This is a genomic window from Rhodococcus sp. NKCM2511 (assembly GCF_014905595.1).
GTDB lineage: Bacteria > Actinomycetota > Actinomycetes > Mycobacteriales > Mycobacteriaceae > Rhodococcoides > Rhodococcoides fascians.
On sequence record NZ_BNHJ02000002.1, the window covers coordinates 458,180 to 483,530 of the forward strand.

19 protein-coding genes and 1 tRNA gene are annotated in these 25,351 nt (G+C 64.4%); 15 read left to right on the forward strand and 5 right to left on the reverse strand.

Annotated elements, in window-relative coordinates:
- Positions 1-2: 2 nt before the first annotated feature.
- On the forward strand, positions 3-806 hold the full coding sequence (gene cmrA, locus JLZ96_RS18815; protein WP_027497614.1) for a mycolate reductase: 804 nt from the start codon (positions 3-5) through the stop codon (positions 804-806).
- Positions 807-854: 48 nt separating this feature from the next.
- Here the strand turns inward: cmrA and JLZ96_RS18820 are convergent, their stop codons facing one another.
- On the reverse strand, positions 855-2,579 hold the full coding sequence (locus tag JLZ96_RS18820) for a helicase HerA-like domain-containing protein (protein WP_201010948.1): 1,725 nt from the start codon (positions 2,577-2,579) through the stop codon (positions 855-857).
- Between the two features lie 94 nt (positions 2,580-2,673).
- Between JLZ96_RS18820 and orn the strand changes: the two genes are divergently transcribed.
- The 3 genes from orn to JLZ96_RS18835 all read left to right on the forward strand — a co-directional run bounded on the left by orn (position 2,674) and on the right by JLZ96_RS18835 (position 4,510).
- Positions 2,674-3,285, forward strand: coding sequence for an oligoribonuclease (orn, locus tag JLZ96_RS18825; protein WP_201010949.1), 612 nt, complete (start codon positions 2,674-2,676; stop codon positions 3,283-3,285).
- 78 nt (positions 3,286-3,363) lie between these two features.
- Positions 3,364-3,439, forward strand: a tRNA-His gene (locus JLZ96_RS18830).
- A 330-nt stretch (positions 3,440-3,769) separates the two neighbouring features.
- Positions 3,770-4,510 (forward strand): M23 family metallopeptidase, encoded by a 741-nt coding sequence (locus JLZ96_RS18835; protein WP_236254151.1) that lies wholly within the window; start codon positions 3,770-3,772, stop codon positions 4,508-4,510.
- 19 nt (positions 4,511-4,529) lie between these two features.
- Here JLZ96_RS18835 and JLZ96_RS18840 read toward each other — a convergent pair whose 3' ends face one another.
- Positions 4,530-5,723: an Ig-like domain-containing protein gene (locus tag JLZ96_RS18840; protein WP_032370364.1), complete on the reverse strand. Its 1,194-nt coding sequence runs from the start codon at positions 5,721-5,723 to the stop codon at positions 4,530-4,532.
- 223 nt (positions 5,724-5,946) lie between these two features.
- Between JLZ96_RS18840 and JLZ96_RS18845 the strand changes: the two genes are divergently transcribed.
- A complete protein-coding gene (locus JLZ96_RS18845; RefSeq protein WP_236254152.1) occupies positions 5,947-10,137 on the forward strand; it encodes a bifunctional nitrate reductase/sulfite reductase flavoprotein subunit alpha in 4,191 nt (1,396 codons plus the stop codon).
- Here the strand turns inward: JLZ96_RS18845 and JLZ96_RS18850 are convergent.
- Together JLZ96_RS18850 and JLZ96_RS18855 are read right to left on the reverse strand one after the other, a co-directional pair.
- A complete protein-coding gene (locus JLZ96_RS18850) occupies positions 10,131-11,063 on the reverse strand; it encodes an alpha/beta hydrolase (protein ID WP_032389275.1) in 933 nt (310 codons plus the stop codon). The genes JLZ96_RS18845 and JLZ96_RS18850 overlap by 7 nt on opposite strands.
- Positions 11,064-11,107: 44 nt before the next feature.
- Complete coding sequence (locus JLZ96_RS18855) at positions 11,108-12,217, reverse strand: endo-1,4-beta-xylanase (RefSeq protein WP_052718652.1); 1,110 nt, start codon at positions 12,215-12,217, stop codon at positions 11,108-11,110.
- 149 nt (positions 12,218-12,366) lie between these two features.
- On the opposite strand from JLZ96_RS18855, the gene JLZ96_RS18860 reads away from it, so the two are divergent.
- From JLZ96_RS18860 to JLZ96_RS18905, 10 genes are all read left to right on the forward strand, one after another.
- Entirely contained in the window at positions 12,367-13,074 is a 708-nt protein-coding gene (locus tag JLZ96_RS18860) for a GAF domain-containing protein (RefSeq protein WP_048318572.1), read from the forward strand.
- 154 nt (positions 13,075-13,228) lie between these two features.
- The gene (locus JLZ96_RS18865) at positions 13,229-14,707 is read left to right on the forward strand and encodes a sugar transferase (RefSeq protein ID WP_236254153.1); all 1,479 of its coding nucleotides are present in this window, start codon (positions 13,229-13,231) and stop codon (positions 14,705-14,707) included.
- A gap of 40 nt (positions 14,708-14,747) precedes the next feature.
- A complete protein-coding gene (locus tag JLZ96_RS18870; RefSeq protein ID WP_094717969.1) occupies positions 14,748-16,121 on the forward strand; it encodes an O-antigen ligase in 1,374 nt (457 codons plus the stop codon).
- On the forward strand, positions 16,031-17,083 hold the full coding sequence (locus JLZ96_RS18875; RefSeq protein WP_201010951.1) for a glycosyltransferase family 1 protein: 1,053 nt from the start codon (positions 16,031-16,033) through the stop codon (positions 17,081-17,083). Before JLZ96_RS18870 ends, JLZ96_RS18875 begins: the two co-directional genes overlap by 91 nt.
- Positions 17,083-18,609 carry a flippase gene (locus JLZ96_RS18880; protein WP_201010952.1) on the forward strand — a complete coding sequence of 509 codons (1,527 nt, stop codon included), beginning with the start codon at positions 17,083-17,085 and terminating at the stop codon, positions 18,607-18,609. Before JLZ96_RS18875 ends, JLZ96_RS18880 begins: the two co-directional genes overlap by 1 nt.
- Before the next feature lie 243 nt (positions 18,610-18,852).
- Positions 18,853-20,118 carry a hypothetical protein gene (locus tag JLZ96_RS18885; protein WP_236254154.1) on the forward strand — a complete coding sequence of 422 codons (1,266 nt, stop codon included), beginning with the start codon at positions 18,853-18,855 and terminating at the stop codon, positions 20,116-20,118.
- A complete protein-coding gene (locus tag JLZ96_RS18890) occupies positions 20,108-21,217 on the forward strand; it encodes a glycosyltransferase (protein WP_032368233.1) in 1,110 nt (369 codons plus the stop codon). The genes JLZ96_RS18885 and JLZ96_RS18890 overlap by 11 nt, the downstream gene beginning before the upstream one ends.
- Positions 21,204-22,466 (forward strand): hypothetical protein, encoded by a 1,263-nt coding sequence (locus JLZ96_RS18895; RefSeq protein ID WP_236254155.1) that lies wholly within the window; start codon positions 21,204-21,206, stop codon positions 22,464-22,466. Before JLZ96_RS18890 ends, JLZ96_RS18895 begins: the two co-directional genes overlap by 14 nt.
- 39 nt (positions 22,467-22,505) lie before the next feature.
- Entirely contained in the window at positions 22,506-23,591 is a 1,086-nt protein-coding gene (locus JLZ96_RS18900; RefSeq protein WP_045841302.1) for a glycosyltransferase family 4 protein, read from the forward strand.
- 94 nt (positions 23,592-23,685) lie between these two features.
- The gene (locus JLZ96_RS18905) at positions 23,686-24,270 is read left to right on the forward strand and encodes a hypothetical protein (RefSeq protein ID WP_027497630.1); all 585 of its coding nucleotides are present in this window, start codon (positions 23,686-23,688) and stop codon (positions 24,268-24,270) included.
- 7 nt (positions 24,271-24,277) lie between these two features.
- On the opposite strand, the gene JLZ96_RS18910 is transcribed toward JLZ96_RS18905, so the two are convergent.
- A complete protein-coding gene (locus tag JLZ96_RS18910) occupies positions 24,278-25,330 on the reverse strand; it encodes a zinc-binding dehydrogenase (protein ID WP_201010953.1) in 1,053 nt (350 codons plus the stop codon).
- Between the last annotated feature and the right edge of the window lie 21 nt (positions 25,331-25,351).

Below are 25,351 nucleotides of genomic sequence, written 5' to 3' on the forward strand. Positions count from 1 at the left end.
CCGTGAGCCTGCCCAAGCCCAGCCCCGATGCCCGCGCCGTCGTCACCGGAGCCTCCTCCGGTATCGGTGAAGCCCTGGCCACCGAACTCGCCACCCGTGGTCACTCGTTGATCGTCGTGGCCCGACGCGGCGAACTGCTCGAGGCGCTGGCCTCGAAGCTCACCGCCGAGCACGGCGTCACCGTCGAGGTGCGGGCGTCGGATCTGTCCAACCGCGAGCAGCGCCAGGAGCTGGTCACCGAGCTCTCCGAGCGTGAGATCTCGATCCTGTGCAACAACGCAGGCATCGCGACGTTCGGACCAGTGGCCGGGCTCGATCCCGCGTACGAGCGCGATCAGGTGGAGCTCAATGCCGTTGCCGTACACGACCTCACGTTGGCGGTCATGCCCGGCATGATCGGCCGCGGAGCAGGCGGCATCCTCATCACCGGTTCTGCGGCGGGCAACATGGCCATCCCCAACAACGCGACCTACGCCGCGACGAAGGCCTTCGTCAACACGTTCTCGGAGTCACTGCGCGGTGAGCTCGCGGGCACCGGCGTCAACGTCACCCTGCTCGCTCCAGGCCCGGTCCGCACCGAGACACCCGACCCGGCCGATGCGTCGATCGTCGACAAGATGGTTCCCGACTTCCTGTGGATCGACAGCGCCTACACCGCGAAGCTGTCACTGGACGGCCTGGCGAAGAACAAGATGCGCGTCGTTCCCGGACTGCTCAGCAAGGGCATGTCGGTAGCCGGGCAGTACAGCCCGCGCAGCATCTCCGCGCCGATCATCGGCAGCTTCTACAAGAAGCTCGGCAGCTAGTACCCGAATCCCGGTCGTTCCGCGGGCTCCACTCCCGACCGAGCAAGCTCAGCGCCGCCGACGCCGACCGGTTCCGAAGATGCTGCGCGAGATTTCCCGCCCGGCGGCCGAGGCAGCCGATCGAAGGAAGCTCTTGACCGCCGGGTTGCTCATGATGCGCTCCGCGGCCGACGGCCCGTCCGGCTCGCTCGGAGGCAGATCCGGCAGATCGGCGGGCAGCGGTGGGATATCGAACTTCTCGGCCGGCACAGCCACGTCCGTGACGCGTGCGTTCATCCGCTCGTAGGCGGACTCGCGATCGATCGTCTCGCGGTACTTGGCGGACAGGGTGCTCGACGACGCGGCAGCCGCGATGGCGTCGTTGCCGATGGTGTCCATCAGGGAGCGGGGCGGGCGAATCTTCGTCCATGCCACCGGTGTCGGCGCGCCTTTCTCCGAGAGCACCGTCACGATCGCTTCTCCGGTCCCCAACGACGTCAGTGCCTTCTCGAGGTCGTAGGCGTCGGTCTTGGGGTACGTGCGCACCGTCTTGTTCAGTGCTTTCTGGTCGTCGGGAGTGAAGGCGCGCAGAGCATGCTGGATTCGCGCACCCAGTTGGGAGAGAACGTCGTTGGGGACGTCGGTGGGCAGCTGCGTGCAGAAGAAGACGCCGACGCCCTTCGAGCGAATGAGCTTGACGGTCTGTTCCACCTGCTGCAGAAAGGCTTTCGACGCGTCGGCGAAGAGCAGATGCGCCTCGTCGAAGATGAACACGAGCTTGGGTTTGTCGACGTCACCCACCTCGGGCAACGTCTGGAACAGGTCGGCCAGTACCCACATCAGGAAGGTGGAGAACATCACCGGACGTGACGCCTGAGCACCGAGCTCGAACAGGGTGATGACGCCTCGTCCGTCGGGTCCGACGCGGAGCAGGTCCTCGGTCTCGAGTTCCGGTTCGCCGAAGAAGGTGTCGCCGCCGTCGGCCTCGAGATTGGCCAAGGCGCGCAGGATGACTCCGGCGGTCGCCGACGAGACACCGCCGATGCCTTTCAGGTCGGCTTTGCCTTCGTCACTCGTCAGATGCATGATCACCGACCGCAGGTCCTTGAGATCGAGCAAGGCAAGTCCCTGGGAATCGGCCCAGTGGAAGATCAGCCCCAGGGTCGACTCTTGAGTGTTGTTGAGCCCCAACACTTTGCTGAGCAAAATCGGTCCGAACGCGGTGATCGAGGCCCGCACCGGCACCCCGATTCCCTCAGTGCCGAGCGAGAGAAATTCCACCGGGTGTCCGGCTGGAGCCCAGTCCGTCAGGCCGGTGTCCGCAGCGCGGCTGCGGATCTTGTCGGTGTCTTCGCCCGGCGCGGACAAGCCCGAGAGATCTCCTTTGACATCGGCCATGACGACGGGAACCCCTGCGGCAGAAAGCTGTTCGGCTATCCCCTGGAGCGTCTTGGTCTTGCCGGTTCCGGTGGCCCCGGCAACGAGACCGTGCCTGTTCAACGTGGCCAACGGAATACGAATGCGGGCAGCGGGGTCGGTGACACCGTCCAGAACGACGGTTCCCAGTTCCAATGCCGCACCTGCCGATGTGTATCCGGCTGCGATCTCGCTTGCTTTACCGTGCACCGCCGGTGCCGACCCTTGCTCTGCGGCACGCGCCTCGGCCTCGGCGGCGTCGGCCGCAGCCAGAGCTTCGGCAGCCACCCGTGCGGCTTCCACGGCCGCCGCTTTGGCCGCCTTCGCCTTCTCGGCAGGGCTGAGCGTGGGTGCCGGCTGCGTCGGGTCGCCTGTCATGTCCGCATCCTTTCGTGAACGTGCGCTGAAGTGAACGGGGTCGATCGCCACCGCAAACCCTAGTGGCTGTGGTGGGCGCACTACTGTGGAGCGAGTGCAGGACAAACTCGTGTGGATCGACTGTGAAATGACCGGCTTGGACCTGAGCAAGGACAAGCTGATCGAAATCGCGGCGTTGGTGACCGACAGTGAGCTCAACATCCTCGGAGAGGGTGTCGACATCGTCATCCACGCCGACGACGATGCGTTGGCGAACATGCCGGCCGTCGTCACCGACATGCATACCAAGTCGGGCTTGACCGACGAGGTGCGCGCGTCGACGGTGAGCCTGGAGGAAGCCGAGCAGCGCGTGCTCGCGTACATCAAGGAGCACGTCCCGGTGGCCGGAACGGTTCCGCTCGCGGGAAACTCGATCGGGACCGATCGTGGATTCATCTCTCGCGACATGACCGCGCTCGACACCTACCTCCACTACCGAATGATCGACGTCAGCTCGATCAAGGAACTTTCTCGACGGTGGTACCCACGGATCTACTACGGGCAGCCGGCCAAGGGCCTTGCGCACCGCGCCCTCGCGGACATCAAGGAGTCGATCAAAGAGTTGCAGTACTACCGCCGGACGGCCTTCGTGGCTCCGCCGGGGCCCTCTACCAGCGACATCGCAGCAGTTGTTGCCGAACTCGACACGCAATCGGGGGCGGATTAGCAACCTCGGATTCAACCCGCTAGTATTGTCGACGCTGCTGATGCAGAGCCCGAAAAGGTTCTGCGGACGCGTGCAATGGTGGGCGTAGTTCAGCTGGTAGAGCACCAGGTTGTGATCCTGGATGTCGCGGGTTCGAGTCCCGTCGCTCACCCCACACGAAGAAGGCCGGTCTCCTCGCGAGACCGGCCTTTTTCGTGTATTCACTCCACCCTTCGTAAGGGTGTTCGAGCGGACGGTGCGTACCCACCCTGACCTCGAATTACGTTGTTGTAATTCAGTTTTCGAGTTTCTTATGGGGTTTCTGTGACGTACGGTTACCAATGGCACTTTTGGGGAAGAAAAGTACCAATGTGATTCATGTGTTTTCTGCTACGTGAGTTCAGCGTGCCCCGAAGCGTCACCGAACATGTTCTTACGTCCTGTGGGCGCCCATCCGACGGGTGCCCGGTGGACGCAGACGAGGAGGCTTTTCGTGGGTCGCAGAATGCACAGAGTCATAGCGGGTTCGATCTTGTCGGCAGCACTGTGCATCGGCACAACCGGCTTGCTCAGCCCAGCGGTGGCCACCGCTCAACCCACGATCGAATTACCTCAGATCCCGATCCCCCAGCCCGATGCTCAGCAGCGGGCCGCAATACTCGCCGCGGTGCTCGACGCCACCGGTGTGCTCATCAACCAGGTCGCGGCGATCGTTCTCGACGGCGACGCGCTGTCGGTGCCGGATACCGCAACTCCCGCGGATGTACCCGAGATCGAACTTCCGAGTGCGCCGCCCACGGTGGGGCTCGGCGGTGCCGTGCTCCCGATCGACGCAGGCAAATATCGCATCACTTCGGGTTACGGCGGACGCAACAACCCGACCGGCAACGGCGCGCAGTACCACCAGGGTGTGGACCTGGCTGCCGACAGCGGAACCCCGATCCATGCGGTGACCGGCGGAACCGTCGTTCAGGCCGGAGACGCGGGCGACGGCTACGGCAAGCTCGTTCGGGTCAAGAGCGGAAACACCGAGACCTACTACGGCCATCAGTCCAGCCTCGCTGTGTCCGTCGGTGACGAGGTGGCACCGGGAGATGTCCTCGGGGCGGTCGGCAGCACCGGCAATTCGACGGGACCGCATCTGCACTTCGAGGTCCGCAACAACGGCTCGAGCATCGAACCGGTCGCGTACCTGAAGACACTCGGGATAGATCCTTCGCTCTACCAGACCCGCGATCGAAGCTGATCCACCCGATCGATACCGATCAGACCGTGGTGGCGTTGCCCGCTTTCCACTCGTCCCAGGGAATGTTCCAGTCGCCGAGACCATCGGTGCCCGACAACGTTCCACCGACGGTGTTCTTGACCACGACGATGTCACCGCGCTTGGTGTTGTCATAGACCCACTTGGCGTTGGTCGGACTGAGGTTCAGACACCCGTGCGAGGCGTTGGAGTAGCCCTGCTGCCCCACCGACCACGGTGCGGAATGGAAGAAGATGCCGCTGTACGACATACGCGTCGCCCAGTCGACCGGAGTGCGGTACCCGGTGGACGAGTTGACCGGCACACCGTAGGTCGACGAATCCATGACGAGATGCTCGAATCGATCACCGATGATGTAGACGCCGTTGTCCGTCGGGGTGGAGTCCTTGCCCATCGACGTCGGCATCGTGATGACGTCCTGGCCGTTGACGTTGAACGTCACCTGCTTGGTGTTGTCGTCCGCAGTGGCAATGACCGCGTCGCCGATCGTGAACGACGTCGTCGCATTCTCCTGGCCGTAGATGTCGTCACCGAGATCACGCCCGTACACGTTGACGGCCACGTCGACCTTGGTGCCCGGTGCCCAGTAGTTCTGCGGTCGCCAGCGAACCTCTTTGTTGTTCACCCAGTAGAACGCACCTTCCACGGCCGGCGTCGTGGTGACCGTGATCGCATTCTGGGCAGCAAGCTTGTCGGTGATCGCCTCGTCGAACTGGACCGCGACGGGCTGCCCGATACCCACCACGTCGCCCGGGTTCGGCAGAACGTAGGGCTTGGTGAAATTGCCCGGCTGGCTGGTGGTGAAGCTCGACACCGTGCTCGATGATCCTCCGAGTCCGTACGCATCGGCCTGCACTCGATACTCGCGGTTGTAGCCGAGGGGTTCGGTGTTGGTCCACGACAGCCCGTCCGGAGCAATGGCTCCCGATACCGGCTCGCCATCGGGGTTGAGCATGGTGACCGAGGACAATTTGCCGTCGGCAACCGAGACGGTCACCGGGTCCGCCGGTGAGAATCCGACTGCTCCGTCGAGCACGCTCGCGGTCAGCTTGGGCTTCATCAGTTCGGTCATCGGATTGGAATCGATCGGAACGGAGGGTTCGGAGATGTCCGTCTGCGAGCTGCACCCGGACAGCACCGCCACCGAAGCGACAACTCCCACCGCGGCGAGAACGAATCCTCGAGACACCCTCATGAACACACCACTTCCCACTTCGAGCCCGACCCGGACGATTCTGCCAGCGCAGAATCCACACATTCCACTCGACAGCCCGTTCGACGAATAACGTTCGAGTACCAATCGCACCGCAGAAAGTTGGTGTTACCTCCCTGCCACACAGGGCGGTGCTGCGAACGCACATCACCGCCTCGTTCGACGCCCGGTGAGGACAACGTCATATCCGGCTAACCGATGTGTAATGGCCGCGCACACTGCACCGGGCACTGTGGAAGCCATGGTCACCACGGTGAAGACACTCTGCGCATACTGCGGCGTGGGATGCGGCATGGTGCTCGAGGTCGGTGGGCCGTCGGCTGCGAAGTCCCAGTCGAGCTCCCGGTCGACGCTGCCGATCGGGCCTACGGTCACCAAGTCGGTCGGCGACAAGACCCACCCGGCGAACTTCGGCCGACTGTGCACCAAGGGAAGCACCACCGCAGACATGCTTGCCGCGCCGGGCCGCCTCGACAAGGCTCGAATTCGCCACCGGCGCGGTGACCGGCCGGAGAGTACGGACACCTCGGTGGCCATCACCGATACTGCCCGCAGGCTCCGCACGATCCTCGACGAACACGGACCCGATTCCGTTGCGCTGTACGTATCGGGGCAGATGTCGATCGAGGCTCAGTACCTGTCGAACAAACTGGCCAAAGGGTTCATCGGTACCAATCAGATCGAATCCAACTCACGATTGTGCATGGCCAGCGCGGGGACCGGCTACAAGCAGTCACTCGGAGCCGACGGTCCGCCGGGGTCGTACGAAGACTTCGACAACGCCGACGTGTTCCTCGTCATCGGCTCCAACATGGCCGACTGCCACCCCATCCTGTTTCTGCGAATGATGGACCGGGTCAAGGCCGGTGCGAAACTGATCGTGGTCGATCCGCGGCGCACCGCCACCGCCGACAAGGCGCACCTGCACCTCATGCTCGAACCGGGATCCGATCTGGCGCTGCTCAACGGCCTGCTGGCTCTGATCGTCGACAGCGGAAACACAGACCCTGACTTCATCGCCCAGTTCACCGACGGCTGGGACGCGATGCCGGAGTTTCTTCGCGACTACACCCCCGAGAAGGTCTGCGCTGCAACCGGTCTCGCCGAGGAAGATCTGCGTGCAGCAGCGGAGATGATCGGGACTGCCGAGAACTGGATGAGCTGTTGGACGATGGGACTCAATCAGTCCACCCACGGCACCTGGAACACCAACGCACTGTGCAATCTCCACCTGGCAACGGGTGCTATCTGCCGGACCGGAAGCGGCCCCTTCTCGTTGACCGGTCAGCCGAACGCGATGGGTGGCCGGGAAATGGGATACATGGGCCCCGGACTGCCGGGCCAACGGGCGGTCACCAACGACACCGACCGCGCGTTCGTCGAGCAGGCCTGGAAAATCCCGCCCGGAACACTCCGCACCGACGTCGGTGGTGGAACCATCGAGATGTTCTCGAAGTTGGCTGCGGGCGACATCAAAGCTTGCTGGATCATCTGCACCAATCCTGTTGCGTCCGTGGCCAATCGAACAACCGTGATCGACGGTCTCGAACGTGCCGAACTGGTGATCACCCAAGACGCCTTCGCCGACACCGAGACCAACCGATACGCCGATGTCATGCTGCCCGCCGCGCTGTGGACCGAGGCCCATGGTGTCATGGTCAACTCCGAGCGGAACCTCACACTGTTCCAGCCGGCTGTCGATGCACCCGGCGGAGCACTCCCCGACTGGAAGATCATCGCCGACATGGCCTGCGCTCTCGGCTATTCCAAGTCGTTCACGTACTCCAGTGCCGAAGAGATCTTCGAGGAGATCAAGCGATTCTCGAACCCCGCCACCGGTTACGACATTCGCGGCGTCACCTACGACGGGCTCCGCGAGGGTTCGATTCAGTGGCCGTGCCCGCCCGAGTCGACTACCACCAGACACCCCATCCGGTACCTCAACGACGGAGTCAGCCAAACCCTGCGGGTGTCGGAGGACGGCTCGATTCCTGCCCTGTCGTTCCCCACCGCAAGCGGTCGAGCGCAGTTTCTCGCCCGACCCGCCATGGCACCGGCCGAAATGCCGGACGACGACTATCCGTTCCTGCTCAACACGGGGCGACTCCCCCATCAGTGGCACACCATGACCAAGACCGGCAAAGTCGCGAAGCTGAACAAACTGAACCCCGGCCCGTTCGTGGAAATACACCCGACCGATGCGGGCCGGCTCGATCTGTCCGACGGCGATACCGTCGAACTGTCGTCGCGTCGAGGCCGTGCAGCACTGCCCGTTGTCGTTACCGACCGAGTGTTACCCGGAGGCTGCTTCGCGCCGTTCCACTGGAGCGACGAGTTCGGCGAATCCCTGGCGATCAACGCGGTGACCAATGACGCCGTCGATCCCTACTCGCAGCAACCCGAATTCAAGGCCTGCGCCGTGTCGCTGACGAAAGTATCTGCTGCTCAATCGGATTCGCCCGATACGTCCGAGGACGTGCACGATCCGGTCGACGCTCTCGCCGTGTTGGTCGGCCGCCCGAGCCGACCCGCAGAACCGTTCACCGTCATCGAACAAAGTTACATGGCAGGCCTGCTGGAGGGACTTCGGACCGACGCCGCCCGTTCTGCGCCGGGAACCCCCACGCTGCCCGAACGGACCCCGCTGACTCCCGAGACGCACGCGTGGCTCGACGGTGTTCTCGCAGGCCTGTTCTCGCGCACTCCCTCGCCGGGCACCGATGCACCCGCCGCGGACACCTCGTCGGCAGCGGGCAGACCACTGCTCCTGCTGTGGGCCTCGCAGACGGGAACTGCCGAGGAGTTCGCCCAGTCCAGTGTTTCTCATCTGCGAGCTGCTGGGTCTGCCGTCACCGAACACTCCATGGACTCGTTCACCGCAGACCGACTACCGGCCGAGGCCGACGTGTTGATCGTCAGCAGTACCACCGGGGACGGCGAAGCACCCGACAACGGCGCAACCTTCTGGGAGAGCCTGACAACCGATTCGGTACCCGCACTGGACGGAATCCGTTACGCCGTGCTGGCGTTCGGCGACTCGAGTTACGCAGACTTCTGCGGGCACGGCCGCAAGATCGACGAACGCCTCGAGCAACTCGGTGCGCGGCGACTACTCGGCAGGGTCGACCTCGAGCCCGACTACGAGAACGAGGCCGCCGAGTGGCTCGACTCGGTGAGCGCGCTGCTGGCAGGTGACTCGCCAACGTCCGATCCCGCCACCGCGCCGGCCGAGCCTGGGGCACCCGCACGTCGGCCTGCGGCCGCTGACGTAGGACCGCGCTACAGCAAGAAGTCGCCCCTCGTGACCACTCTCGTTCGGAATCGAGTGCTCACCGCACGCGGATCGCTCAAGGACGTCCGTCAACTCGGATTCCACCTTCCTGCGGGCACCCTCGAATACGAGGTGGGTGACGCACTCGGGGTCTGGCCTCGCAACAGTGACCAGTACGTGCAGGAGTGGCTCGGTGCCACCGGACTCGACGGTGACGCCGTCGTCGACTTGGCCGAGCACGGTGAAATGCCGCTCCGTACGGCGTTGGGTCGGCACCTCGAGATCGCCCGTGCCACACCGGATCTGTTGAAGTTCGTGCACCGGCGTACCGCGGACGACGACCTCGAGGCCATGTTGCATCCGGACAACAGACACACGCTCACCGACTGGATGTGGGGACGGCAATCGATCGATGTACTTGCCGCACATCCGGTTCGCGCGTCGGTGGACGATTGGCTCGGCGTTCTCAAGCCGTTGCAGCCGCGTCTGTATTCCATCTCCTCGAGCCCGAAGGAGAATCCCGAGGAGGTGCAGGTGACCGTCTCGGCTGTGCGATACAACGTGCACGGTGTCGCTCGACGCGGGGTGTGCTCGACGTATCTGGCCGACCATGCCGCCAATCATGACATCGGGATATTCGTACAGAAATCGACCCATTTCAAACCGCCCGAGGATCCCGCCACGCCGATGATCATGGTCGGTCCCGGCACCGGCATTGCACCGTTCCGGGCGTTCCTGCACGAGCGGCGCGCGCTCGGGCACACCGGCCCGAACTGGCTCTTCTTCGGTGAACAGCACGCGGACACCGACTTCTACTACCGCGACGAACTCACCGCGATGCTGAGCGACGGGTCGCTCGACCGCCTCGACGTCGCCTTTTCCCGGGATCAGAAGGACAAGGTCTACGTGCAGGATCGCATGCGCGAACACGGCAGCGAGCTCTGGAACTGGATTCACCGAGGTGCCCACTTCTATGTCTGTGGCGACGCGTCGAGAATGGCCAAAGACGTGGATGCGGCCCTGAAAGGCGTAGTCGCACAGCACGGGAAACTGGCCCCGAGCAGCGCCGAGGCGTACGTCAAGGCTCTCGCTGCGGAGAAGCGGTACGTGCGCGACGTCTACTGATCCGCAGCCACCAGCGGCGGGACAGTGCGCAGGAGGAAGGCGATTTGGTCTGCGACCACCTGCTCGAAGTCAGCACCGAGATAGATGTCGAAATGGCCTGCGTCGTAGGTTTCGATCTCGCCGAGCGGGGCTGTCCGGGCGTATCGCAGGGTGGCCTTCGCCGGTGCCACAGAATCCGTGTTGCAGACGACGAAGAGTATCGGGCAGCGGACGTCCTTCGCTCGACGTCCGGGCCGATGGCGCACGATCTGCAGCGCGAAGCGGGCGGCAACCCGATTGTGGAACGACTCGTCGGAGTCCGGAGCGAGCGCGAGGTACCCGTCGTAACTGTCGGGTGACGTCATCAATGCGGTAGTCCCCGGTCGTCCGGCGGTCGCCACCATCACCGGCGGCCGCCCGATCACCGATCCCAGCAGATCGCGCACGGCCCGCACGGACAGTTTGACCGAGGTCCATGTGTTCGAAGCGAGCCCGGAGGCGATGCCGTCGGTGAACGGACACTGCGCGACCACCGCGGCGACACGCTGATCCCGTGCTGCCGCGACGATGACGTGGCCACCGCCGAACGACGAGCCCCACAACACGATTCGCGAACCGTCCACGTCCTGCCGACCCCGGGCGCACGCGATCGCTGCCGCCCAGTCCTGCAACTGGGACTCGATATCGAGCAATTGTCGCGGTCGCCCGCCACTGTCTCCGAAGTACCGATAGTCGAACACCAGGCACGCGTAGCCCTCGGCGCGAAATCGTTCTGCGTAGGCGTCGAGTCGCATTCCCCGGGTTCCGCCGAGACCGTGCGCCATGACGATCACCGGGGCCGGCTCGGTGCTGTCGGGCAGGTACAGCCACGCCGCACAGTCGACGCCGTTCGAGTCGAACGTGATGTCCTTACGATCAGGGACCGCGCCCCCCGGCTGCGAATTCATGGGCGAACCATAGCCCACGAACACCGGCAGCGGAATCGGTCGATCTACGGTGCCGAATGCTCCGCGGCGTAGGCATCGACGCGACCGTAGGCGATCTTGGGGGTCCAGTCTCTGCGAACCAAGCCGAAGTTCTGTTCGGTGTCGGCGGTGTCGGACCCGGCGTCTCGGAGACTGTAGACGTAAGCCGGTCCGAGCCAATCGTTGCCGAGGACGGCGTCGAGGACGATCCCGATGCTGTCCGATTGCACCTGCTCGCTGACGCTGTTGGGGTTGGTCCCGGTCGGTGCGCCGAATTCGGTGATCCAGATCTGTTTGCCACTGTCACCGCCGGCAACCATGGTGTCTCGCATCGACCACATCTTCATGGCGGTGTTCCATGACGCTGTGCTGGGGTCGTTGGGTAGGAACGGCCACGTGTAGGGATGCACGTTGAAGGCGTCGAAGTACTTGTTGGATCCTTGCGCGTACATCTTCGACAGGAACGACGTACCCGCGATGTTGCCGTTGGTGTCCTCGGACGGTGCCATCCCCCCGACGAGCACGGTCGAACCGGGCTGTACCTGTTTGATCGCCGTGTAGGCCGCTCGAAGCAGCGCCGAGTACGCCGTGACGTCGGGAACAGGCTTGAAGAACGTCACGATGTTCGGCTCGTTCCATACTTCCCAGATCTTGATGCGGTTCTGGTACCGCTGAACCACCGTCTTGGCGAAAGCCGCGTAAGTGGACGGGTTTGCAGGACGGGAGTGAGAATCGTTGACCGCGGCAGCTACTCGCGCCCATCTGGGGGTGTAGGCGATGATGCCGTGCGGGCACATCCCGTGGGCCACGACGGCATCGATCACTCGGTCCGTTCGGCTCCAATCGAAAGCGCCCCGTGTCGATTCGATTGCGGACCAATCGATATCGAGACGAACCGCGAAGGCTCCTGCGGCTTTGGCAAGCGTCAGTTCGCGATCCAGATCTGCCGGGGAGAGGCTACCTATCGACGCGCCCGGCGAGACTCCGATCCGGATGGCGTCGGACTGTCCGCCACAGTTCACCGGACCGGCCTGAGCCCGCACGACGGGAGCTGCACCCACTGCCGGCGTGGCAGCGAACGGCAACACCAGAGCCGCAAGAACGGCCATCACCCGCAGAGGAGCATTTGCTTTCATCTGCGGGATGATAGCAACACCGGTAGGCGATCTTCGCCGAAACGGATTGTCATACGCTTTGTGGCAATTACGGCAACGATTCGGATTGACGCAGAATTCGACCCCGCAGTCATCGGTAGGACGACATTGCCTGTACTACCATATGCCCAATGACAACAGGATTTCCCGGTTTCGACGAGCGTCTCAACGAGTTACTCGCCCGGCAGGCGGAGAAATCCGGCCTCGGGACCGAAGAATTCATTCGGCGGGCCGTGGTCGATCGACTCGTTCGTGAACTGTCCGACGATCAGGATTCCGAGGTCGGTGCTTTGCTCCGGGCTCTCCAGGCCGGCGCGGAGAAGGGCGTCGGCCCCGCCGAGGTGACCCGGGCGTTCGGTACCCCGATCGACGACCCCGACAGGCTGGCCGCAGTGGCTCGAACGGGTTTGATGGACACCGGTTCCGACGCCGGCTACGACCGGATCGTCGCGATGGTCGCCGATGCCTTGAGCGCCCCGTCGGCCGCATTCTCTCTGCTCGACGACCGACGTCAGTACTTCAAGAGTGCACTCGGACTTCCGTCGGAACTCGGTGGCGCGCAAGAGGTTCCTCTCGACGGGTCCATCTGCCGCTACGCGATCGACCTCGGCCAACCACTGGTGGTGGAGGATGCGCGGCTCAACGACGTCCTCAAGGACCATCCGTCGGTCCAGGGCAATCTGCTCGTGTCCTATCTCGGAGTTCCGCTCGTCGACGACGACGGCCATTCCGTGGGCACCCTCTGTGTGTGGGATCGACAGCCGCGGCAGTGGACGACCGGTCACATCCAGATTCTTCAGGATTTGGCCTGGATTATTCGCGAGCGAGTTTTCGAATAAAGGTCGATTTCCCCGACGGGCATTAGCATTTTCGACCTACAACCGACTTCGAGTTTTTTTCATGAAGTCGACCGGGTGTCCTCTTTCCTGGCGGTATACATTAATTGGGATATTCAGGACCGACCTCATTCGAAACTAACCACCGGAAGAAGCCGTGCCCGAAACACTGGAATCACCGCACACTCGCCCGCGGGCTGCCGAGCCCGACGTCGTCGTAGCCCGTCGCGCACTCGCGGACCGACTACGGGCCGATCCGTTGAACACCGCGATCAACGTCGCGGTCGACGTGCTCGGTGCCGCGGTCGCGGTGGCCGGAGCGCTGCTGTGGTACTCGGGCAGTCTCGTCGAGACCGGCTGGCTGCCATGGCTCTTCCTGCCGCTGCTCATCGGAATCATGGCCGGCAAGTCGATGTACAGGCGCAGCCTTCGTCGTAACTTCCTCGACGAGATCGGTCCGGCCGAAACGGCTGTTGCGTTCGCTGTGCTCGCGTTGACGGTGGTGATGTTCCTGTCCGACACCGACTACCGGCCCAGCGCGGTCGTGTTGCGACTGTGGCTACTCAGCGCATTCACGATCGCGATCGCCCGTCTCATTCGCATCGTCGTCCAGCGCATGCTGCGCACCAAGTTCGGCTCCGCTGCCCCCACCATCGTGCTCGGCAACGATCCGATTGCGCACCAACTCGTCTCTCGCACACGACAATTCCCCGAGTACGGTCTCGCTCCGGTGGGCTACGTCGGCGAAGCCCCGATCGCCGACGTCTCGCCGGGGGGCGAGCTCCCCGATCTGCCGCACCTCGGGCTCCCGAGTGATTTCGAGGCAATTGCGCGCAGGACCGGTGCGGAAGAGCTGATAGTTGCGTTCGCTCCGACAGAAGACCGAGTATTGGTCGGCGCGATCAGGACTGCGCACCGACTCGGAATGCGGGTGTGGGTGGTGCCCAGGCTGTACGACGCCGTCGGCGTCAACACTCGTGTCGAACACATCGGCGGCCTGCCGCTGATGGTGCTGCCGCACGTCAATCCCAAGGGGTGGCAGTTCGCCCTGAAGGGTGTACTGGATCGAGTCCTGACGGCATTCGGACTCCTGCTGCTCTCCCCCGTCTTCCTGACGCTGATGCTGCTCGTGCGCCTGAGCTCCCCCGGCCCGATCTTCTTCGCGCAGGAGCGAATCGGCCGGGATGGGTTGCCGTTCGACTGCCTGAAGTTTCGGTCCATGCGGCCCCCGCGGGCATCCGACGCGGCGTTCGAGCGGAAGGCCGGGGACGCGCCCGGCGGCGTCGAGGGTGTCGACCGGAGAACCCGTATCGGAAAGATCATGCGACAGACCTCGTTGGACGAGCTGCCCCAGCTGCTCAACGTCCTTCGTGGCGACATGAGCTTGGTCGGCCCCAGGCCGGAGCGGCCCGAATACGTGGACCTGTTCGAGATGCAGATCCGTCGGTACGGCGAACGGCACCGGGTCAAGGCCGGCGTGACGGGATGGGCGCAGGTGCACGGTCTTCGCGGCCAGACCTCCATTGCCGACCGCGCGGAGTGGGACAACTACTACATCGAGAACTGGTCCATCTGGCTCGATGTCAAGATCCTGTTCCTCACCGTGCTGGCCGTTCTGAAACGCGCCGAGGACTGATCGTGGTCTACGCCGAACACCGCCACGTTCGGGTCACCCCGTGATCACGTACGTTGCGCTTGCTTTCGGCGCAGCGGTGGTCCTCGTGCTCGGCTGCGCGGTGGCATCGGCCATCTACCGCCGCCCGCAACGTGGAGTGTTGCTGTTGGCGGGATTGGTTCCACTGCACGGACTTCTGGTTCTCGTTCCCCTTCCCGGGATTGTGTCGGGCTGGAAGGAAGGCCTTGTCGTCTTCACGGTTCTGTGTGCGTGGTTACGCCGACCACGACATGTCCCCGGCTCGCCTGCGCGGGTGTTCGTGCCGTGGTGGCCGGCGGCCGCGGTCTTCGTCGTGTTCGGCAGCGTGTCTGCATTCGCCACGTTCGGAATAGTCGGTCTGTTCGGCATCAAGGTCACCTTCTTCTACGTTCTGCTGGTGGTCGTCATGTGGCTCGCGCCGTTCGACGCCAGGGACCGTGACCACCTCGTCTCGGTTCTGATGGGCATGGGTGTGTTCACGTCTGCCGTCGGCATCGCTCAACTGGTGGCCGGGCCCGCCGCACTGGTGTCGCTGGGTTACGAATACGGCACGCAGGTCCGAACATCGGGCGGGCTGCTGCGCACGTTCAGCACGTTCAACCTGCCGTTCCCGTTCGGGCTGTACGTGATGTTGGCGTTGCTCGTCGGCGGTGCGGTCGCACTGGCCGATCCGCGCCGTCGTCGAAACTTGTTGTTTCTCTGCGCGTCTCCGATGATGGTGGTCGCGATGTCCAGTTCGATCGTGCGTGGAGCGATTCTCGGGCTCGCGGTCGGGGTCATCTACTTGATCGCCGTGCGTTTTCGATACCTCGCCGCGCCGTTTGCTCTGGCGGCTCTGGCCGTCGCCGTCACGGTCCCCTTCGTACCCAAGATCACGTCGGTCTTCTTCTCGTCCAGCAGTCTGGGTCAACGCGGTGACGGTTGGGCCAACATCATCGCCAGCATCCTGATTCATCCGTTCGGCACGGGTCTGGGATCGAGTGGATCTGCGGCAGACCGCATTTCCACCGCCGAGGGCCGAGCGTTCACGCAATCAGGACTCTCGACCAATTACCAACCCGACAACTACTACGTGAAGGCCCTGCTCGAACTGGGGCCGATCGGCCTCTGGGCGGTGGTGGCGCTGTTGGTGACGTCGTTGCTGTGGTGCACACGCCTGTCCCGGGCACTACGGGGCGACGACGGGGCGCTCGCTCTCGGCGTCGGCGCTTCGATCGTCGCCGCCATGTTCGCCAGTCTGGTCTCCACGTATTTCGAGATCTTTCCGATCGATGTCTATTTCTGGCTCTTGTTAGGAGTGGTGGGATGCGCAGCAGCGCAACACGAATCGTCTTCGGGGCGCTCGCCCTCAGGCCGGGCGGAAGTGGAGTACAGACCTACATTCGCGAGCTCCTGAACGAGCTACCGGATCGTCTGCCCGACGCCGATCTCACCGCGGTCGTGCAGCGCGACGCCGTCGGCGAGCTGCCACCCTCGGTTCGGGCGATGGAACGGCCTGTCACCAGCGGTGCGGCTCGGGCGGTGCTCGGCGCACTCCCCGTCGGCCGGTGCGATGTCGTACACGGCCTGGACGTCGACCTTCCGTTTGTCACCAAGGCCTTCACAGTCGCCACGGTGCACGATCTTTCGGTCATCGACATGCCGTCGGCCTCCAGTAGATTTCGCGCGCTCGGTGAACAGAGACTGGTGCGGCGAGCTCTGCGCCGTGCCGATCTGCTCATCGCTGTCTCGCAGTTCACTGCCGACCGGATCAAGGCCGTCAGCGGCCGCGACGCCACCGTCGTCGGCCTGGCACCCGCAGCGTGGGCAGAAGTCCCCACCGACAGCCGAGTGGACGCTGTTCGGTCCAAGTACGACCTACCGGACCGTTTCGTCATCCAGGTCGGAACGGTGGAGCCTCGCAAGAACGTTCAGCTGGTGGCCGACGCAGCGGAGAGTCTGGGTATCCCGTGCCTGCTGGCCGGAGCCGGCTCGACCGGTCCCCACGCTCCCCGCAATTCCCGCGGGCTCGGGTACGTCGATGTCGAGGACCTGCCTGCCCTCTATGCAGCTGCGACCGTCACCGCGTACGCCTCTCGCTACGAGGGCTACGGGCTCCCACCCGTCGAGGCCATGGCCTCGGGCGGCGCGGTCGTCGCCAGTGCAGTCGGTGCCCTCCCCGACGTCGTCGGCGACGGTGCCGTGCTCGTCGCATCGGAGAACGTGGACGACTGGGTGCACGCGATGAAACCCATCGCTTTCGACGCGGATGCACGCGCAGCCCTCGTCGGCGCGGCAGCCGACGCCTCTCGCGAGATCAGTTGGCGTCGAACGGCTGAGCTCACTGCCGACGCGTATCGAGCCGCGGGCGTGGTCTGATGTCGGACGAGCTCGCGCTCGACGGCACAGAGCAGCCCCCGGACTACCGCGCGATCGCAGCGGATCCGAAGGCCGCAGCCAAGGCGACGATTGCCGTTCTGATCAGCAGAGTGATCATCGCGGCGCTGGGCTGGGTCGGCAGTGTCGTCGTCGCGAGGTCCCTCGGAGCGGACGACTGGGGTCAGTTCAGTTTCGTCTTCGCACTGCTGGGCCTGATGTCGGTCGTCACCGACTTGGGAGTCGGACGCGTCGTGCTGGCGAAATTGATGGACGACGATCCCGAGGAAATCGGTCGAACCGCGTCGTCGTTTCTGGCCCTGCGTACTGCCCTCGGACTCGTGGGTTACGTACTCGCCGTGGCATACGTTCTCCTGCTGCAGTATCCGAGCGAGGTGGTCCTCGCGACGGTGCTGGGTGGACTGGTGGTCGTGTTCGCCACACCGGGCCACGCCCTGAGCGTCCTCTTCCAGAGTCGTCACCGGCTGATTCTGGTGGCGGTGGCCGAAAGTGCCGGTCAGGCAATCCAGTTGGCCTTGACCGTGTTGGCGGCCGTGCTCGCTCCCACCCTGCTGATCTTCGTACTGCCGGCTGTGGTCAACGAAGTGTTCAAACTGATCACCAAGGGGTTCGGCATAGGCAACCGTTCCATGGGGTTGCGACCGTCGAGGCGCATCGAGGTGCGCCGCTGGGGTCCGTACCTGAGGGAGGCCGTGCCCCTCGCCATCGGCTTCGCCCTCACCATTGCCATGCTCAAGATCGACATGCTGATGCTCAGCCTCCTCGACACGTTCGAGGCCGTCGGTCTGTACTCGATCGGCTACAAATTCTCCGACATGATCGACACCTTCGTATTGGCGGCAGTGGCACCGATCAGCACCCTGCTCGTGGCGTCGTGGCCTCACGACACCACTGCATTTCGAGCGCGCACCCGTTCGGCCGCACTGCTGTTCGCAGTCTTCGGTGCGATGGCCGTGGCGGCATTCGTACCGTCGGCCGAGCCGTTGATCGGCCTCCTGTACGGCGACAGATTCGTGGACGGAGCACACGCGGCCCGGCTGCTCGTCATCGGCGCGGCACTGATGTCGTTGGTGATGCTGGGCATCTTTCTCCTGGCCTCGGCCGGGATGCAGCGTCACTACCCCGTGGTTGCGTTGGTCGGCCTGGCCCTGAACATCGGGTTGAACCTCGTGCTGATCCCACGGATGTCTTATGACGGAGCTGCCATCTCCACGGTCGCGACGATCGGAACCACCCTCGTCCTGCTGTGGATCGTGATAGCGCGAAGCATGCCCATCCCCGGACTACTTCCGGTGCAGTCCCTTTCGGTCGTCGTCGTGATCACCGCGGCCGTCACGGTCGGCGGCTGGTTCCTGGTACAGCACTACCCCGGCCTGTGGCTGCTCGTATCCGTCGGGGCGGCATTACTGGTCGCGACCTCGCTCGCCGCGTTCGTTGCCATCGGAGTCGTCGAGTCACCGATGCCGGGATCAGCCGAGAAAGGACGACACCGTGCGCACGTGCAGTGAGAAGCGGACACACAACAGACGAATCGCCCGATTCCGGCGGCAGGCTTCGGAGCCGAAGTTCGGTTTCACGATCTTTTCCGACCACCGCCCCTGCTATTCCAATGTCGTTGAGATGCAGTTTCATTCGCAGTCGGCACGGCTACGCGGACTGTATCCACACCCAGCTATCATCGAGCCTGTCGGCTCCACGAACCACCGAAGCGGTCCATCCGCTCGCATCGACGACGGAAGGGTACGCGGTTGATGTCCGTCCACGATGCCGTACACCGGGGCGACGTGCCCCCACCGATCGACCTCGCAGGACACATGCGCGAACTCGGCCGGGCATTGCTGCCCGCCGTGATCATTGCCGTGTTGGTCGGTGCAGGCATGTTCTACCTCAGGAGCGAACTCACCGACAAGCAGTACGCCGCGTCGATCGTCGCGGAGATCGAACCTGCCCAAACGCTCGTTCCCGGTGACGCGTTCATCGAGCAGATGCGCGCACCGTTCATCGAATTGGCCACCGATCGCGGCGTTCTCGATCAGGTCCTGGAACAGGTCGACGCCGATATGGACGCGTCGCAACTGGCCTCGAGCGTCGAACTGTCTCCTGGCACCTCACCCGCGCTGCTGACAGTGACCGTGACGACCCGATCTCCCGAACTCGCCGCGGAACTGGCCGAGGCGATGGTGTCGACGATGGCAAGTACGTCCTCCGCCAACGCGATCCGCGACTCGCAGGAACGAACGGCCGAGGGACAGTCCACCGTCGATGCGCAACAGGCTCGGGTGGACGCCCTGCCTGCCGACGATCCGAGTCGGCCTGCGGCACTGTCCGAACTGGCCCAACTACGCACCCAGCAGAGCGAACTCGAAGCAGCTGCCAGCGGAGATCGACTGGTCGTGTTGTCGAAACCAGAGCAGAGCACAACTCCGGTCTCACCGAAACCGGCCTCGGAGGCACTCGTCGCAGCTCTGGCTGCACTCATCGTCGCGGCCGAACTGATCGTGATGCTTCGAGGAAGGCTCGGCCGCAAGCCCTCTCGCTCCTGGGCTCGTCGGGTGTCCCGGAAATACGGTGCACACTTCGACCCGGCAACCGGCGACACGGTACCGCCCGTCGTGGCTTCCCGGATCGCTGCCCTCCAGCGTGGCGACCGACCGGCATCGAGAAGTGCGCGACACGCAGCCCCGAAGGGCGACAGCGTGATTCTCGTCCTGGTTGGCGAAGGTGCAGTCTTCGAGTCGACGCACGGCGACGGACCGACCACCGGCCACCATCGAGCCACCGCCGAATTCGGCCTGTCGGAGCAGTGGTGGCAGTACACCGACGTGGGTGACGTCGAGACCGTCGTCGTGCTGGTGTCGAAGCGTGGACGGGACAAGAAGGCAGCAACTGCGGCGCTGCGACGGCTCGACGACTTCGACATTCCCGTACACCTGGTATTGCAGAACAAGAACTCGACCCGACGAGCAGAACAGACCGCGCAGACGATCGCGCCGGAAGGCCAACGCCATGCCAGCTGACAGAATTGCCGTCGTACACGAAAGATTCACGGAGATCGCAGGATCCGAGCACGTCATCGAACAGCTGGCCTTGCACTGGCCCGCTGCCGAAGTGTTCGCACCGATCTCCCGCCCGTCCGGGGTTCCGTCCGGAATCAGCCGCGCGCCGCATACGTCCGCCCTCAATCGGGTGTACAACGCATTGGGCCAACGGTCGTACGCACCCGTTCTTCCGATGATGCCGTTGGCCTTTCGTCGGATGCCGCTGCGCGGTTACGACGCCGTCGTGGTGAGCCATCATGCCTTCGCGACTCAGGCCGTGTTCGCCACCGACTCCCCCGTGATCGCATACGTGCACAGTCCCGCACGATGGGCCTGGGATCCCGAACTTCGCGCAGGTGAAGGCGGCGGCAGAGCCGGAGCTGCGATACTGACGGCGCTGTCGGCCGTTGCCCGTCGATGCGAGATCGCCGCCGCACCGAAACTGACGACCGTGGTGGCCAATTCGACGGCGGTCGCTCGCCGCATCGATGACTGGTGGGGCCGAGACGACGCCGTGGTGGTCCACCCTCCGGTCGACACCGAGGGCTTCACGCCGGATCCGTCGATCGAGCGTGAGAACTTCTTCCTGCTTGCCGGCCGCCTGGTCCCCTACAAGCGTCCCGACATCGCGGTGCGCGCCGCCGCCGAGGCCGACGTTCCGCTCGTGGTGGCGGGAGACGGCCGTGCAATGAACGCCTGCCGGGAACTGGCCGGACCCAAAACGACCTTCCTGGGGCGGGTTTCGCACGAAAAGCTTCTCGAACTGCACCGCACGACGCGTGCCCTGCTGATGCCCGGAGTGGAGGATTTCGGCATAGTCCCGGTCGAGTCCATGGCCACCGGAACACCGGTCATCGCACTGGGAGACGGCGGGGCCGTGGACTCGGTGATTCCCGGTGAGACCGGCTTGCATGTACAGCCGGGCTCCGACGAGGCCGTGATCGCCGGGTTCGCCGAGGCCATGCGCTCGTTCGACCCAGCCGACTACGATCGCGCCGCCATTCGTAGATGGGCGGAAGGCTTCTCACGGGCCAACTTCCGCAGCCGAATGCAGGAGGTCGTCGATGCCGTCCGCTGAGCGTAGTTATCGCTCGACTGCACTGGATCGCGTCTTCGCCGACACCCGGATAGTCACCGCGGTCGGGCCCGTCCGCGGTCTCGACATCGAGCGGACGCGTCGAACGCTCACCGCCGCCGAACACGTCGACGCGGAGCCGCACATCGCGCTGGAACCACGCTCCGATGCTCGACGGTGGCGCTACCGCAGCAACATCGCCGGCGACAATGTCACCACGAGCAGTAGCGGCACCGAAGACCTGGGGCAGATGCTCACCGACATTCGGTCGCGACAAGGTGCTCGCGGTCCACTCGAGGTGGTCGTGTTCGACGATCACCTCGCCATCGACTATTCGCACGGAATCGGGGACGGCCAGATCGGCGTCCTGATGTTGGCGGCATTCTGCGACGATGCCGACGGATCACTGGTTCCCGGACTTGCCGCAGGCTTGCCACCGAGCACGACCTGGAAAGCTCTGTGGCGTCACTACTCCCGACACCCGAAAACGCTGGCGGACTTCTGGTCCCTGCGTGCTCGACACCGGCGCGCAGCGTACGGCGGGTCCGGTCCCCGTCGTCGGATCGAGAACTGGGAAGCCGGAAAGGTCAGCCGGGCCGGGTACATGAGCAAAGCCCACGTCGACGAGCTGAAGAACTGGACTGCGGAGAACCTGCCCGGAGCGACCGCTGCGTCGATCTCGATTGCCCTGTGGAGCGCGGCGCTACGGGCAGAATCCGTCGACGTCGACGATCACATCATGGTGTTGTTCAACAGCCGCCGCTATCTCGATCCGGCCCAGCAGGGCGCACACGGAAACTTTGCCGTCGGTATCCCCCTGCATCTTCCCGCCGACACGACACCCGTCCGAATCACCGCATCGATGCGTGAGGTGATCGAATCCGGCTGGCCCATCGCGGTACTGGGCATGTCGCATCTTCGCGATGTGGCGTCACGCATTCGGCCGTCTGCACCGTCGCAGGACAATCCGGTCGTCGAGGTACCCGAGACCTTGCGGTTGGCCGTGAGCGACCTCGGGAAAGTGCGGGTGTTCGACCACCTCGACTGGGCCGACGACGGCAGGCCCCCGCAGATGGCCGCGTCGCTCGAACCGGACGGTCCGGACGGCTGCACGATGCTCATCGCCGAAATCGCCGGTGGCCGAACCTATACGGCCTCGTTCTGCAGCAAGATGGTCGATGTGGCCGTCATGGATGCAGCGCTAGGCAGAATGTGTGAAGACCCAGTGGCACTGCTCCGCGATGCGTACTGATCCGCCAGAACCACCTTCGCCGCACAGACGGGCCGATACATGACCGACGAATCGACAGTTCTCTTCCTCGCGCACACCGGCCAGGTGTCCGGTGCCGAGAAGGTGCTGCTGGATTTGATCGACGAGGCCACGCGCCGCGGCCATGCCACCGTGATCGCCTGCCCCGCAGGCCCATTGGCAGACCGTCTACCCGACACGACGCGGCACATCCGCATCGACGAGCTCGGACTGGGTGGGCAACGAGGTGCCGCGCGCGGTATCGCGGCGATCAGGATGGTCGCACGATGGGTCGGGGCGGCGCGCGCCGTGCGCACGATCGCCCGCGCACCGGGCACCGCCACGGTCGTCAACTCGCTGTTCGCGCTTCCGGTGGCGCGGTTTGCGCGGCCCGCTCGCGGGGCGTCGTGGCTCGTCCACGACACGATGACCTCTCTCAAGCAGCGTGTGGTGGTCCGGTTCGCCCGGCCGGCCGTTCGCGTTGCGGTATCGGTGTCCGAGGCCACCGCAGAACCGCTCCGAAAGGCCGGCCTCCCCGTGGTGGTGTCACACAACGGCGTGCCGTGGCCGGTTCCGCGGTTCGGCGGTGCGCTGCACTCTCCGCCGGTCGTCGGGATGCTGGCGTTGTTGACGCCGTGGAAGGGGCACCGCGTGCTGCTCGACGCCGTCGCCATGCTCCCCGACGTCCGAGTCGAATTGGCCGGGGGAAGCTTCCCCGGTGATCGCGAATACGTCGACGAACTCCGCGCGCGCGCCGCGGAACCGGATCTTGCCGGACGTGTCGAGTTCCTCGGGCACACCGATGCCGAGTCCGCTCTTCGCAGGTGGGATGTCGTCGTGTCGGCCAGTACTTCTCCCGAGGCAGGTCCGTTGTCGGTCTTGGAAGCGATGTCGCACGGATTGCCGGTGATCGGAAGCGATCACGGTGGCACGCACGAATTTCTCGCCGACGGTGCTGGAATTCTGGTCGAGCCCGGCAACTCGGATGCTCTCGCTGCCGCCGTCTCGGCGGTGGTCGACGACGCCGATCGACGGCGGCTGCTCGGTGAAGCCGCCCGCTATCGGGTGGCCAGCCGGCACGACATCAGCGAGACACTGCCGGAGCTGTTACACCAATTGACCAGCTGATCGTGCCGCGCCGTCGGCCGGAACTCGGTGAAAGCCGAACGTCGAGCCGTGCGACTGTGTTTCAATCGACTCCCGATTGGAACGAGGGGGCACTGTGACTCGCGCACTGACGAGGTCCAACGAGCACTACCAATGGGGCATGGGCGTGATGACGTCGCTCGCTGTCACGACCCTCGTCAAGCGGATCGTGTCCGCCGCCGCCCTGGCCATGGCCGTCGTGGTCACCCTCGAGCTGGCGTTCGGGTACGGCGCGACCACCCCTATCCCCGCGATCGTGCAATGGACGTGCATGATCGCCGCGTACGTCATGGGCGCGTTCTGGTGGTTCGGACCGTGGCCGACGCTCGGGCAAGCCTTCGCCTTCGTCGTCATCGCCGATCTTTCGATCTTCGGAGCCACCATCACCGCGAATTTCGCGCCCGAAGTCACCCTCGGCAAATGCACCTTCCTCATCCCGATGGGAATGTTGGCCGGGTTCTTCTTCGACAAATGGCGACTCGCTGCGCACATCGCCCTGTGCTTGTTGGGAACGTCGATCGTCGCGGTGTACATAGTGCTGGAACGGGATGTGGACACCTTCGTGGCGGTGGTGCTGTGGGCCCCGATCGTGGTGACGCTGACCGGCTTCGTGCTGATGCTCCAGCTCACGACACAGTCGATACGAACCGAATTTGAATAGTAGCCCGTCAGAACGTCAACAGGACTTTGCTCGACCGGGATGCATCGGCTGCGAGTGCGAACGCGTCGAGGGCGTCCCTCACCGGATACTCCGCAGTGACGACCGGTGCCACATCGAGTGAACCGTCGGCCAGAGCTTGGATCACGTCGTCCATCTCGGTGTTGAACCGGAACGAGCCGATCAGGTCGATCTCCCGGGTGATCGCCAATGACAGCGGCACCGGCTGAGGCCCCGCCGCAGGTAACCCGACCATGACGACACGACCGCCGCGAGCCGTGCCGTTAATTGCAGACGCCAGACCATAATGGTTGCCCGAGCACTCGAACGTCACATCGGCCTCGACCGCCGCGACTTCCGCCCCGTCTCGGGCGTCGACTGTTCGATGCGCTCCGAGTCGACGCGTCACATCGAGCGCAAAGTCTTCGAGGTCGACCGCGACGATCCGAGCTGCACCGGCTCGGCGAGCGACCGCCACGATGAGGGCACCGATCGGACCGGTCCCGACGACGAGAACCGTCTTGTCGGACACCGCCCCAGCACGCTCGACGGCATGCCACGCGACACTCGCCGGCTCGGCCAACGCGGCAATTCTCAGATCCAGACCGTCCGGCAACACTCTGAGCATTCGTGTCGGGACGGCAACATGACCGATGAACAGACCGTCGTCGTGCGGTACCTGCGCGGCGCTTCCCATGTAGCGGCATCCGGGAGACAGGTTCGGACGATCGACCGGATACTTCGCGCCGGTGGCGGCGGGAGTCGCCGGATGGACAGTGACCGGGGTGCCTTCACCGGGGCCACTTCCGTCTCCTGCGCGCCGAAACACGGTGCCCGACGCCTCGTGTCCCAATCGCATCGGCGCTTTCAGTACCGATTGCCCGGCCGCTCCGTGCTTCCAGTAGTGCAGATCGGAGCCGCAGATTCCGCCGTAGGCAATTGCGACGATCGCCTCGTCCGGCGAGGGGTCGGCCACCGCCACTGTTTCGACGCGGATGTCATCGGTGCCGTACGCGATCAAGGCAATCGTTCTGTCGGGCATCGGATTCGGTTCGGTGGTCATCGTGTCGTCCGTTCCGTTCGA

Coding starts and splice junctions, on each gene's coding strand:
- JLZ96_RS18820 (WP_201010948.1), bottom strand. CDS start 2,579: ATGACAGGCGACCCGACGCAGCCGGCACCCACGCTCAGCCCTGCCGAG.
- JLZ96_RS18835 (WP_236254151.1), top strand. CDS start 3,770: ATGCACAGAGTCATAGCGGGTTCGATCTTGTCGGCAGCACTGTGCATC.
- JLZ96_RS18840 (WP_032370364.1), bottom strand. CDS start 5,723: ATGAGGGTGTCTCGAGGATTCGTTCTCGCCGCGGTGGGAGTTGTCGCT.
- JLZ96_RS18845 (WP_236254152.1), top strand. CDS start 5,947: ATGGCCGCGCACACTGCACCGGGCACTGTGGAAGCCATGGTCACCACG.
- JLZ96_RS18850 (WP_032389275.1), bottom strand. CDS start 11,063: ATGAATTCGCAGCCGGGGGGCGCGGTCCCTGATCGTAAGGACATCACG.
- JLZ96_RS18855 (WP_052718652.1), bottom strand. CDS start 12,217: ATGAAAGCAAATGCTCCTCTGCGGGTGATGGCCGTTCTTGCGGCTCTG.
- JLZ96_RS18860 (WP_048318572.1), top strand. CDS start 12,367: ATGACAACAGGATTTCCCGGTTTCGACGAGCGTCTCAACGAGTTACTC.
- JLZ96_RS18875 (WP_201010951.1), top strand. CDS start 16,031: ATGCGCAGCAGCGCAACACGAATCGTCTTCGGGGCGCTCGCCCTCAGG.
- JLZ96_RS18880 (WP_201010952.1), top strand. CDS start 17,083: ATGTCGGACGAGCTCGCGCTCGACGGCACAGAGCAGCCCCCGGACTAC.
- JLZ96_RS18885 (WP_236254154.1), top strand. CDS start 18,853: ATGTCCGTCCACGATGCCGTACACCGGGGCGACGTGCCCCCACCGATC.
- JLZ96_RS18890 (WP_032368233.1), top strand. CDS start 20,108: ATGCCAGCTGACAGAATTGCCGTCGTACACGAAAGATTCACGGAGATC.
- JLZ96_RS18895 (WP_236254155.1), top strand. CDS start 21,204: ATGCCGTCCGCTGAGCGTAGTTATCGCTCGACTGCACTGGATCGCGTC.
- JLZ96_RS18900 (WP_045841302.1), top strand. CDS start 22,506: ATGACCGACGAATCGACAGTTCTCTTCCTCGCGCACACCGGCCAGGTG.
- JLZ96_RS18910 (WP_201010953.1), bottom strand. CDS start 25,330: ATGACCACCGAACCGAATCCGATGCCCGACAGAACGATTGCCTTGATC.